Origin of the sequence: Alteribacillus sp. JSM 102045 (genome assembly GCF_041949975.1) — a bacterium.
In the GTDB taxonomy this organism is placed as follows: domain Bacteria; phylum Bacillota; class Bacilli; order Bacillales; family Marinococcaceae; genus Alteribacillus.
Genome location: NZ_JBHFQG010000060.1, coordinates 1 through 11,459, shown reverse-complemented (window position 1 = coordinate 11,459; position 11,459 = coordinate 1). Strand labels below are relative to the sequence as shown.

Here is an 11,459-nt window from a genome sequence, read left to right as displayed (position 1 = left end):
TCAATTGAATATGGAGGTGATTTAGAGACATGATATTTTTTTGGGCTTTTGTGGTGGGCGGATTAATTTGTGTGATAGGCCAAATTATGTTCGATGTTTTTAAATTAACACCGGCCCATACATTAGTCACCTTTGTGGTTGCCGGTGCCATTCTCGATGGGCTTGGTCTATACGAACCTCTTATCGCGTTTGCGGGAGCGGGAGCTTCGGTGCCGATCTCAAGCTTCGGAAATTCTCTTGTACACGGTGCAATGGCGGAAGCCGAACAGCATGGATTGGTCGGTGTTGTTACCGGGATGTTCGAAGTAACAAGTTCGGGGATTTCGGCTGCTATTATCTTTGGAATGATCGGAGCATTACTTTTTAAACCAAAAGGATAAGGAGGAAGACTTCATGACGGTAGGTTCGGATGTAAAACAATGCCTTTCCAGTATTAAGAACGTGAAAGGTAGTTTATCTAGTTTAGAGTTACGGACAGAGGATGAGGAAGCAAAACAAATCTTCCAAGAAACGGTGACAACCATGGAGGAAATCATAAAAGACTTGAAAAAAAGAGTTGGCCAACTGGAGCTGGAAGAAGATCAATATAAAGGTTTTTAGACTAGTTGAACATTTTATCATAAAAAGGAGGGTATGCAGTGCCAGAATGGTTCGATATTGTTGTCCGGTCGTTCATCTTTTTAGTTACCCTTTTTATACTCACTAAAATAGTAGGAAAAAAGCAACTTTCCCAACTTTCCTTTTTTGAATATATTAGTGGCTTTACGATTGGTAGTATAGCGTCAGAGGTCATAATGAATCCTGATCTTAAGGTTATGCATGGGATTATAGGTATGATAATTTTTGGTGTATCCCCGTTTGTGGCAGGTTTTATTTCATTGAAAAGCAAAAAATTCCGGGATGTTATTGAAGGGAAAGGAACCGTTTTTATTAAAAATGGGAAAGTAATGGAAGAAAATTTAAAAAAGGAGAAGTACACCATTGATGAACTGATGCAGTTACTACGAACAAAAAATGTCTTTCAAATTTCCGATGTAGAATTTGCTGTGTTAGAAGCAAATGGGGAATTAAATGTGTTATTAAAGAAAGAGAAACAACCTTTAACAGCAGAAGATTTTGGAGTAAAAGTTCCTTCCTTTAAGGAACCACAGACCGTCATCATGGATGGTGAAATTTTAGATGAACCATTGTCAACTATTGGTCAAAATCGAAATTGGTTAAAAACCGAATTAGAAAAGTTGGGCGTGACAATCGAAAACGTTTTTCTCGGACAGGTAGATTCCTTTGGACAGTTATCTGTAGATCTTTTCGATGATAAACTTAAAGTGGCTGAACCCGTAGAGAAGCCGTTAATACTCGCAACTATGAAAAAATGCCAGGCGGATTTAGAACTGTTTGCTCTTGCAACAAAAGAAAAAGAAGCAAAACAGATGTATAGCAAAAATAGTGAAAAACTCCAAAAAGCCATCGACAAAGTAAGTCCTCTGTTAAGAGAATAAAAAGGTAACTCTTAGGGAGTCAGTGTCTGGGGAAAATCAAGATTAGTTTGTATACTTTTTTACATTTTTTACGTCTTAATAATGATCAGAGAAAGTGTTTGTAAAATAAAATTTGGAATGCCGATCATCGAGAATGGGACACTACTTCTCCCATTATGAAACAGAGGTGGTAGTATGCTTTCATTTATGGGTATGTTACTTTTATTATTTGTCGTATCCATTACTGTTGTTCGATTTATGGGAAAGTCAGCATTAGCTCAATTTACACCCCATGACTTAACAGCTATATTTTTTATTGTTGCTATCGCTATGGCCCCGGTTAAAGTGGAAGGGATCACCCAAGCATTAATAGGGATCGCAATCGTGGTTTTCGTGCATGTTTCCCTTTCGAAGTTAAGCCTTTACAATCAACTGAATCGATTTATAATCGGAGAACCTACTATCTTAATTAAACATGGGAAACTGATCAAATCAAATCTAAAAAAAATCATTTTTCTTTGTCTGAATTATTGTCAAGCATTAGAAGCAAAGGCTATCCAGATATACAAAACATTCAATATGCGATTCTTGAACCCAATGGGGATATTAGTGTAATGCCAAAAGAGGAGGAATTGCCAGCAACGCCTAAAATGTTAGGTCATGAAATGGAGTATCGGGGATTTCCTATTCCTGTCATCGTTGAAGGGAACATTCAACATGAAAATTTAAAATTAATTCATAAAGACCAACAATGGTTAATAAATGAAATCAAAGCAGCAGGTTTTACAACATGGAACAACATTTTTTACGCTTCGGTAAGAGATACCAATCATTCTTTAATAGTGGATGAGGGAAAAGGGTAACCTTAGGTTGTAAGTTTATAGCGAGATAACGGATAATCAAATGGTAATGTCTCCAAGTGATCATTTAAAACATAAAAATTTTCACAAATCTTAGCAAGGTTATATAGTGATTTACAAAAGATAAATATTGGGATGTGCAACACAAAAATGCTTTAGTCGTTATTAAAACCAGTCCTAAAACTATTCATCCAGTTAAAATTTCGAATTGAAATCGTCGGCTTGGAACACGTCCCTACTCAAAACGCACTGATTGTAGCTGCGAACCATATCAGTAATTACGACCCCCTACTTCTATCTTGTGTGATGAAACGAAACATTCACTTTATGGCAAAAGCCGAATTATTTCGTAATCGTTTTTTAAAATGGTTTTTTACCGCTGTTTATGTGATTTCAGTTGATCGTCAAAGTAAAATTGTTATTCGTCCTGTACGCCAAGCTTTAAGAATTATTAACAGTGGGGAAGTTTCTGGTATTTTTCCAGAGGGAAAAAGGTGTAAAAATGGAGAATTGGTTCAGCCTAAAAAAGGAGTAGCTTTTATCGCATGTAAAACGAATACCCCCTATTCTTCCAATTGCCATTATTGGAGTGAAAAAAGGGATTCGAACACCTATAAAGGTTGTGATTGGACCACAAATTAATGTTGGTCATTTAGACATAACAGATTACTCATCTCTTTCACGATATGTTATGAACAGGATTAAAGAGTTAGAAAAAAAGCATTCAATGAATGACTAACTAATTAAAATTTGTTTTTAATAATGTGTGATAAACAGTCTTTTATCGTTTTTAGCGGTGCGTTCCTTACCGCCATCATTTACGATGAAAAAATAAAAGGAAGTGAAATTGATATAGAAAACATGGAGCCGAATTATAATTTCAATCGTTCAATTATTTGGAACTTGAACAAGTCAGAAGAAAAACTACAAAGGAAAAAGACTAGAAATAAAATAACTAAAAGAATTCAGCCAATATTAAAGGTCTTATAAAAAATAAACGTAACGAAAGTGAAACGTTTTTAGTGAGGATTTCATGATGGATATTACTTCCTTATTGCCCTGGCTAACTATTGTATTAAATATTTTTTTTGCAATTATTGTTATTTTTCGGGAAAGACGAGATATTGGTTCCTCATGGGCTTGGTTATTGGTTTTATTTTTTATTCCTTTGCTTGGATTTATCTTGTATCTTCTTTGCGGACAAAATCTTAGACGTTATTACCTCTTTCAATGGGAGGACCGTAAAAAGATTGGAACCGAAAAAACGTTAGGAACTCAATTGTCACAACTTAGGTCCCCTCATTTACAATTTCATAATCAAGCTGTAAGAGAAAGTAGAGATTTAATATACATGCATTTAATGAACAGTAGTGCTGTCTTAACTGAAGATAATTCGGTTGAATTATTTATTGATGGTCAAGAAAAGTTTGACAGGTTATTTAAAGATATCGAAGGGGCAAAGGTCCATATTCATTTACAATATTTTATCATCAAAAAAGATCAACTTGGTAAAAAACTTATAGAAGTTTTAACAAAGAAAGCAAAAGAAGGGGTTAGAGTACGGGTTTTATATGATGATTTGGGTTCGTGGAGATTAACCAAACATTTTTTTCAAAAACTTCGTGAATCTGGTGGTGAAGTGGAAGCTTTTTTTCCTTCCAAATTCCGTCTCATCAATCTACGGTTAAATTACCGAAATCATCGTAAGTTAGTTATTATTGATGGAAAAGTCGGTTATGTAGGCGGATTTAACATCGGCAATGAATACCTTGGGCAAGATCCCAAACTTGGATATTGGCGAGATACACATTTAAGGATACAGGGCACAGCTGTTCATTCGCTTCAGACTCGTTTTATTCTTGATTGGAATCAGGCGTCCTATTATCACAAAAATATCTATATCTCAAATCATTTTCCAGAAGCTATTTCTCAAGGAGATGTTGGCATTCAAATTGTTACAAGTGGTCCTGATTCTGAATGGGAATATATTAAAAATGGATATATTAAAATGATCTCATTAGCAAAAAAGTCTGTTCTCATCCAAACGCCTTATTTTGTTCCAGATACAATTTTATTGGAAATCCTTCGAATTGCATGTTTTTCTGGCGTTGAGGTTAAAATTATGATTCCTAATAAACCGGATCACATATTTGTATATTGGGCAACTCTATCCTATATTGGTGAATTACTTAAGGCTGGGGCAACAGTCTATATATACGACAATGGTTTTATTCATGCTAAAATCATTATTGTTGATGGAAAAATATCATCTGTTGGAACAGCAAATATTGATATAAGAAGCTTCAAATTAGATTTTGAGGTTAATGCCTTTCTTTATAATGAAAAATTTGCTCAAAGACTGACAAAAACATTTGAAGAGGATGTAAAAATATCTAGGGAACTCACTCTTGACCAGTATCAACAATTCCCACTATGGGTACGCTTTAAAGAATCAATATCCAGGTTATTATCTCCTCTCTTATAAAAGTAAACGGATGCTGTCCTGAAAATTTAAAAAACACATTTTCATAAAATGGATCTTTTTGATAGATTATCCAAAAACAAGGAAAAGAACCTTAGCTATTATTATTCCTGACCTAGTACGCTTTTTTACGGGTATTTATTGAAAAAAGAAAAGACTTCAGATCGAGGGGGATAGGTGTTCAAGCCGAAACAATTGATACATTTTTTTGGCATTTAACTAATGTACCAATCGGTCAGTATATTTATTAGTTCTATACAGGGATTATTCATAAACAGTTTGTCGCTTAACATAGATCCACTGCGGATAAATTAAAATGGCAAAAGCAGCAGCAAGCATAACTCGTCCGCCACTCCATGTAAAGCGTAGTGATATTCAAAAAATATACTGCCATAAAATGCATTTCTTAAACATGATACAGCAAACAAGGTATCGAATGCTTACTTCCTATAAAAAGATAGCTTTTTCATACCCATATCTCCTCTCTGTTTTTTTTCAATCCTTTCCTCACACTTCCAGTGTATCACCTCGTTTATTAGAACATAATAAAACCGAAATTGATGATAAGCCACATTAGTTACAATTCTCTAAGGATATGGAGAACAATTCCTAAAAAGTGCAGGTGCTTCTAATTGCAATTATCACCTACAATTTACCACTCGTTTATTCGGCCAAAATGGATAACAAAAGTATATATTCAAAATAATATTCAACAACACTTTAATTTTACAGATAAAAAAGTACTGGATTTTGGAGCTGGTACCGGGGCTAACTGTACCTTATGTTCACCTGTTCATTACCTTGGGATTGACCCGGATTCGCGCAGAATCGACTTTGCCAAACGCAAGTATAACCAATATCGTTTTAAGGCCTTTAAGGGGAATGAACTTCCGGCGGAGAACAATAGCTTTGATTTTATTTTAATCGTCGCTGTATTGCACCATATTCCTTCAGAAACGATCCTTTTTTATATCAAGGAGTTCAAAAGAATTTTAAAACCGCAAGGCAAGATTGTCGTGATAGAGCCTTGCTTTTTTGAAAAATCCCCGATTAGCAATTGGTTCATGAAGTATAATGATAAAGGTGATTACATTCGAAGTGAAAAGGATTATCTCAATTACTTTACCACTGAAAATTTTCGATGCAATGTGATAAAAAAATTTAAAAAATGCTTTTTTTATAATGAACTGTATTTTACAGCCTTACTATAAGTTTTCCTTGTGTTTTTGACTTTAAGAAGATGCATTTTACCTTTTAAGAGATAACTTCTGATTGGATAGGCTACACTTAGTTGGACAAATTCGTTAAGGTCATATAGACTTAGATCGAATAAACGCTGAGGAGAATAAATATGACCAGACGAGCAAGAAGAAGCTTTACGAAAGAATTCAAAGAACAAATTGTCCAGCTGCATGCTTCCGGGAAGCCAAGAGCCGAAATTATCAAAGAATACGAGCTGACGCCTTCTGCCTTTGATAAGTGGGTTCGTCAATCCCAGACGAGTGGGTCCTTTGAAGAGAAAGACAACCGCACTCCTGAACAAGAAGAACTGATTCGACTACGGAAAGAGAACCAAAAACTTGCCATGGAGAATGATATTTTAAAGCAGGCCGCGCTGATCATGGGACGAAAGTAGATGTGATCCGGAATAACCGTCACAAATATTCGGTATCAGCAATGTGCGACGTCCTGCAAATTCCAAGAAGTACGTATTATTATGAAGCGAAACTCCGTGATGACCAGGATGAAGAACTGACAACTCTTATCAGAGATATTTTTAGAGACAGCCGCGGGAACCCAGATAATAAGGATGACCGTATTCTGCAATTAACAAATTTTTAAAGTCATTCCTAATAAAACCAATTAGAAAAACTCGGCTTGCCACAGAGTTCTTATTGCGGAAGCCTTATTTTCTATACTTTAACCCTTTACAAAAATTAAACTCCCCTAAAATATAAAAAAGCAGACAACCGTTGATTTGTCTGCTTTTTTTATTAGAAAAATTTCTTTTTATCTCTTTCTTCTTTTAATATTTCCACTGCTTCCCTAAAGCGCTGTGAATGAACAACCTCACGTTCTCTTAAGAATTTCAAACCGTCATTTAAATCCGGATCATCTGACATATCAATAATCCATTGATATGTTGCACGTGCTTTTTCCTCTGCCGCTATATCCTCATATAAATCAGCAATCGGGTCCCCTTTCGCCTGGACATAAGAAGCCGTCCACGGCACTCCCGATGCATTTTGATAGTAAAGAGCATTATCATGGTTTGCATAGTGATCACCGAGTCCCGCTGCTTTCATTTGATCCGGGGTAGCATCTTTTGTCAGTTTATATACCATTGTTGCAATCATTTCTAAATGAGCCAATTCTTCTGTTCCAATATCAGTAAGTAAACCAATCACTTCATCTGGTATAGAATAACGCTGATTTAAATAACGAAGAGCAGCAGAAAGTTCTCCATCCGCTCCGCCATACTGCTCAATTAAAAATCTGGCCAGCATCGGATTACAAGTACTCACCCGAACTGGATACTGCAGTTTTTTTTCATAAATCCACATAAACAGCCTCCTCTTCTATAGCTGCCACGGCCATGGTGATTGGTTCCAGTTCCAAGGAAAACCACTGTAACTGTTTCCGAATTGCTGAAGTGGTCCGTAATATTGTTCGATTTGCGGTACCAGTTGATGACGGTAATACGCCGTCTCGTTAAATTGCTGAATAGCAGCTGTATCATTTGGATGTGTATCCAAATATAAAGTTAGCTCCACTAATACAAAATCAACGGCCTGTAATTCCTCCATCAATGGATAAAATTCCTTTGGAAGCTGCTTTTGGCTCATGTTTCATCCCCCCGGGTATAGGATTTTTCGTACGGAGAAAATAAAACAGGCCAAAGTGTTCCGCAAAATAACGCCTGCTGGGGCTTATACTGCGGAAGACCGGGAGGCTGAAAGCCTAGATAAAGCTGAGGAGGAGTGTCATAAGACTTTACCCTGATGGGCGGACAAGGATCAAACGGACTAACATAAGGATGGTAAAACTTTCGCTGAGTAAACTCTTTCATGCTGATACCTGCCTTTATCCGTTTTACCGTATCCTATGAGTCTACTTTACTTTTTAGAATGTTTTTTCCATCTTTGTAATAACGCCTGCGTATATTTTGATTGAAAAATAACATCAAAAATGGTGCTGATCACCAATCCGTAAAGCACTACTCCCATTATACTAAGAAGTACTAAAATAATGTTTCCCGCCATCGTTGACGGCTCAAAATTAGATCTGCCAAAGAAAAGTAAAGAAAGCAGGCCGCTCCAGAATGCTTCTATGAAACTATTTATTTCTGGCTCTAAATAATAAAGAGGAATAATGACTATAAAAAGCATTAGAAATGATAAAGAAATAATAAGTGATATACTCTGCTGTTTTAAAAATCGTATAAACGGTATTGAAACGGGGATTCGTGCAACTCTTTTATTACCAAGTCCTCTTGTTTGGGCAGATTGCTTGGATGTTTGTACAGACATAAATAATCCTCCTAAAAACTGATTCACTGGATACTTTATGTATATGAACTTTTAAAAAAAAGACCGTCACAAATCTTCATAGTGACAGTTCCAAAGATGAACTCTTTACATTACACTTGAATTTCTTTATATCATTCGTTTTTTTCTTATTGAAGTTTCAACTATGATATACGTTATTTGGTATATAAAAAATAATAAACGGTCATTTTTTTGTTTTAAGCCCTCTCTTCTCTCTTTCGGGAGACTTTTTGTTGCTGAAAAAAAACGCCCACTAATATAACTGAAAGTGATTCAATGTACTTTTGTACAGTGGAACAGGAAGGGAGGAGGAGATAGGAAATGGCATAACATCCAAAGTTCGTTTCATACCAATAGTATTGGATGACCCATATACATATTTTTATCGTCATTTAATGCAAGAGGTATTCTTCGGAATTTACAAAATTTAAAGACCATTGGTTTTTTAGAAGTTTTTAAGTACAATATAGATTAAATAATCGTATATTTAAAACTGCCAGTATGCTCGCACTAATGAATATAATAGACTGGTTAAGGGTGGGTACTCCATATGTTAAAAAATCAAAACAGCGATCCGAGAAGAAAATATGCTTGGGTTGGAAAATGGGCAAAGATGACAGGTGAGCGAGCACGAATTGATGCGAAGGTTAATAATACGTATATTGTGTATGAAAAAAACGGGAAACTCGTAAAAGAATATCCAAACGGAAATATAGTTCCCTTTAATAAAGGTGAATCCTAATGCATACACACCAACCAATATTCTTTGTATTTGCTGGGAATAATGGGAGTGGAAAAAGTACTTTCCGCAATTTAATCATAGATAAAATGGGCGTGGATATAAATATTGATCCAGACTCCATTGCGCGAAGAATTGACTCAAAAAATCCAGAAACTAAGCGCGTCTCTGCTGGCAAGGAAGTTATTCAATCAGTTAAAAAGTACATGGAAGAGGGAAAAGACTTTTCCATTGAAACCACACTTGCGGGGAAAAATGCCATAAGGCAGATGCAGCATGCAAAAGAGATGGGTTACGAGGTAACCATGTTTTATGTTGCTCTTCGTTATGTAAACCAAAATATTGAGAGGGTCGCAATGAGAGTTAAAAATGGTGGCCATGATATTCCAACTGAAGATATCATGAGGAGAAATACCACATCTTTTAGAAATCTGTACGAATATGCTTCAATGATTGACAACCTTGTTTTGATTGATAACAGTGAAGACGACGGTAAAATTATTATGGAAATAAATGATAGTGTCATTAACTTTGAAGTATCTCCTCTTCCCCAATGGGCCCTCCCTGTTGCAGAACAATTAAAAAAGAAATAACGATATTGGAATACTATGTGAACCTCTCCAACACAGAAGTTTCAAAAGCATTTAAATACATATATGCTACTGCCGGATAAGATGGCACGTCTTATCCGGCAGTAGCAAGGCTATATTGATTACATCTGTATTAAATAAATGCACAGAAAAATAAACACAAGTAAAAATGAACCAATTAATAAATCTTTAAACCAATTTTCATCTGACTCTGTCACTTTAATGACCCGCTTTCCGTGCGCATGGTTCTGGGAGGACGAATCTCGAACGTCTTATAAAACTGTACCCCAGAGAGACACCAGCGAGAACGGACGCCGAGAAACCGCCCGGGTCTCGGTTCACCACTACAACCAACATCGGCCTCACACCGCCTGCGGCGATCAGCCCCCGGTCTCACACCTTCACGCCAGCGTCGACAACGTCATGACCAACTACCGCTAGCGGCCAGTACTGCCGCGAGGCCTTCTTGTAGATCCTTGACGAAATAATCATCTGGAACCTCCAGCGACGGGAAATGTCCCCCGGTTTCAGGCGACCTCCACCGGACGATCTGTCGGTACCGCTCCTGTGCCCAGGTGCGCGGACACTTCTCGATGTCGCGGGGATACATAGTGATTGCTGATGGGACATCGACCCGAAGATCGGGGTCGAGCGAGTTGACACCGCCGTGTCTTTCGTAGTAAATGCGGGCAGACGACGCGCCGGTCCGCGTCAGCCAATACATTGCTTCTCTTTTATTTGTTTTTTTAATAACTCAATTCTTTTTTCGTTTTGTTCGTTTATTTTCCTTCAGCTCTATAGAAATAATGGTAATGATTATAGCCAAAAACCCAAAAAATAGTTAAAACACTAAATTTCCTCCCATCGTATTCCTTTATCAATCATCCTAAATAACCCAGCCCCTTATACTTAAAAACAATTGTTTCAAATTTCTTCCTTTTGAACAATAAGTTACTCCAGAATATGGCCCAATTCATTAAGAAGAGCGCATTTCTTGCTCCAGAAATGCACCCGTTCGTATTATAAGGTCAGCCAGTTAATTTATATTTTCTGGTTGACCTATTTTTTATAGGTTTTATTCTGTAGGTAGCCGGGGTAGGACGTTTGCGCCCGTGGGACATTGATCCCGTCCGTAATACTGTCCACCCCCTCCTTGTAGAAACATGTTTGAGGCTGGTTGGGACGCAGATCCCGCATAACAAGCGAAGCTATGAAACTACAAGATAGGAATAGGGGCTACCGGCTAATTAAATGAAGGGGACGTGATAACAAATGGATCCAGTCATTGGCCTGGATGTCGCACAAGGAAAAAGCCAAGTACAAGCCTTTTTACAGAAGAAAAAGCCTTACAAGAAAAGTTTTGTTTTTGATCATAACGTATTGGGATTGCATGACTTTTATCGGTTTTATCAAGAGGTAGAAGAAGCTGCAGGTCTACCTCCGGTAGTCGTTTTTGAGGACATTATCATGAACCTGTTTTACAGTTCTTACAGGACCATCAAATTGTTTACTATTTAGTCAATCCTGTTCTTTCCTATGAAGCAAAAAAGGCGAGTTTAAGGAAAGCAAAAACAGATGCGATCGATGCCTTTCATTTACATAGTTGTTGGAATTTTTGCCATTGCTTGTTCAAGATCTTTAATTAAATCTTGTGTATCTTCTATTCCCACAGAATAGCGGACTAAACTTTCCGGAATACCAAGTGAAGCTCTTTCTTCAGGAGTATTTTCTACATGACTGGTCGTACGCGCCGGCCCCACTG

15 protein-coding genes and 3 pseudogenes are annotated in these 11,459 nt (G+C 36.9%); 13 read left to right on the top strand and 5 right to left on the bottom strand.

Annotated features, from left to right (window positions below; translation table 11 throughout):
- Positions 1-29: 29 nt before the first annotated feature.
- From spoVAE to ACE1TI_RS20930, 9 genes and pseudogenes are all read left to right on the top strand, one after another.
- Positions 30-380, top strand: a complete 351-nt coding sequence (spoVAE, locus tag ACE1TI_RS20970; protein WP_375009467.1) for a stage V sporulation protein AE — start codon at positions 30-32, stop codon at positions 378-380.
- 13 nt (positions 381-393) lie between these two features.
- Positions 394-600 carry a DUF1657 domain-containing protein gene (locus ACE1TI_RS20965; RefSeq protein WP_375009466.1) on the top strand — a complete coding sequence of 69 codons (207 nt, stop codon included), beginning with the start codon at positions 394-396 and terminating at the stop codon, positions 598-600.
- 38 nt (positions 601-638) lie between these two features.
- Positions 639-1,499, top strand: a complete 861-nt coding sequence (locus tag ACE1TI_RS20960) for a DUF421 domain-containing protein (RefSeq protein ID WP_375009465.1) — start codon at positions 639-641, stop codon at positions 1,497-1,499.
- 186 nt (positions 1,500-1,685) lie between these two features.
- Complete coding sequence (locus ACE1TI_RS20955) at positions 1,686-2,093, top strand: DUF421 domain-containing protein (RefSeq protein ID WP_375009470.1); 408 nt, start codon at positions 1,686-1,688, stop codon at positions 2,091-2,093.
- Positions 1,997-2,341, top strand: a complete 345-nt coding sequence (locus ACE1TI_RS20950) for a DUF421 domain-containing protein (RefSeq protein ID WP_375009464.1) — start codon at positions 1,997-1,999, stop codon at positions 2,339-2,341. The genes ACE1TI_RS20955 and ACE1TI_RS20950 overlap by 97 nt, the downstream gene beginning before the upstream one ends.
- A gap of 219 nt (positions 2,342-2,560) precedes the next feature.
- Positions 2,561-2,980: a lysophospholipid acyltransferase family protein gene (locus ACE1TI_RS20945; protein WP_375009463.1), complete on the top strand. Its 420-nt coding sequence runs from the start codon at positions 2,561-2,563 to the stop codon at positions 2,978-2,980.
- 394 nt (positions 2,981-3,374) lie between these two features.
- Positions 3,375-4,823, top strand: a complete 1,449-nt coding sequence (gene cls, locus ACE1TI_RS20940) for a cardiolipin synthase (RefSeq protein ID WP_375009462.1) — start codon at positions 3,375-3,377, stop codon at positions 4,821-4,823.
- Between the two features lie 629 nt (positions 4,824-5,452).
- The gene (locus ACE1TI_RS20935) at positions 5,453-6,031 is read left to right on the top strand and encodes a class I SAM-dependent methyltransferase (protein WP_375009461.1); all 579 of its coding nucleotides are present in this window, start codon (positions 5,453-5,455) and stop codon (positions 6,029-6,031) included.
- A 140-nt stretch (positions 6,032-6,171) separates the two neighbouring features.
- Positions 6,172-6,548, top strand: a pseudogene (locus tag ACE1TI_RS20930) (transposase); the annotation flags it as partial.
- Between the two features lie 266 nt (positions 6,549-6,814).
- Here ACE1TI_RS20930 and ACE1TI_RS20925 read toward each other — a convergent pair.
- The 4 genes from ACE1TI_RS20925 to ACE1TI_RS20910 are packed head-to-tail and all read right to left on the bottom strand — an operon-like array spanning position 6,815 to position 8,350.
- Positions 6,815-7,384 carry a manganese catalase family protein gene (locus ACE1TI_RS20925; protein ID WP_375009460.1) on the bottom strand — a complete coding sequence of 190 codons (570 nt, stop codon included), beginning with the start codon at positions 7,382-7,384 and terminating at the stop codon, positions 6,815-6,817.
- Positions 7,385-7,399: 15 nt separating this feature from the next.
- A complete protein-coding gene (locus tag ACE1TI_RS20920) occupies positions 7,400-7,666 on the bottom strand; it encodes a spore coat protein CotJB (protein WP_375009459.1) in 267 nt (88 codons plus the stop codon).
- Complete coding sequence (locus tag ACE1TI_RS20915; RefSeq protein WP_375009458.1) at positions 7,663-7,890, bottom strand: spore coat associated protein CotJA; 228 nt, start codon at positions 7,888-7,890, stop codon at positions 7,663-7,665. The genes ACE1TI_RS20920 and ACE1TI_RS20915 overlap by 4 nt, the downstream gene beginning before the upstream one ends.
- Positions 7,891-7,936: 46 nt before the next feature.
- Positions 7,937-8,350 carry a hypothetical protein gene (locus ACE1TI_RS20910; RefSeq protein WP_375009457.1) on the bottom strand — a complete coding sequence of 138 codons (414 nt, stop codon included), beginning with the start codon at positions 8,348-8,350 and terminating at the stop codon, positions 7,937-7,939.
- A 568-nt stretch (positions 8,351-8,918) separates the two neighbouring features.
- Between ACE1TI_RS20910 and ACE1TI_RS20905 the strand changes: the two genes are divergently transcribed.
- The 4 genes and pseudogenes from ACE1TI_RS20905 to ACE1TI_RS20890 all read left to right on the top strand — a co-directional run.
- Positions 8,919-9,110, top strand: coding sequence for a hypothetical protein (locus ACE1TI_RS20905; RefSeq protein ID WP_375009456.1), 192 nt, complete (start codon positions 8,919-8,921; stop codon positions 9,108-9,110).
- Positions 9,110-9,700: an ATPase gene (locus ACE1TI_RS20900; protein WP_375009455.1), complete on the top strand. Its 591-nt coding sequence runs from the start codon at positions 9,110-9,112 to the stop codon at positions 9,698-9,700. The genes ACE1TI_RS20905 and ACE1TI_RS20900 overlap by 1 nt, the downstream gene beginning before the upstream one ends.
- Positions 9,701-9,997: 297 nt before the next feature.
- Positions 9,998-10,138, top strand: a pseudogene (locus ACE1TI_RS20895) (IS481 family transposase); the annotation flags it as partial.
- Positions 10,139-10,969: 831 nt separating this feature from the next.
- A pseudogene (locus ACE1TI_RS20890) lies at positions 10,970-11,295 on the top strand (IS110 family transposase); the annotation flags it as partial.
- Here the strand turns inward: ACE1TI_RS20890 and ACE1TI_RS20880 are convergent.
- Positions 11,293-11,459: PLP-dependent transferase (locus ACE1TI_RS20880; RefSeq protein ID WP_375009468.1), on the bottom strand; the 167-nt coding region annotated here is incomplete at its 5' end. The pseudogene ACE1TI_RS20890 and the gene ACE1TI_RS20880 overlap by 3 nt on opposite strands.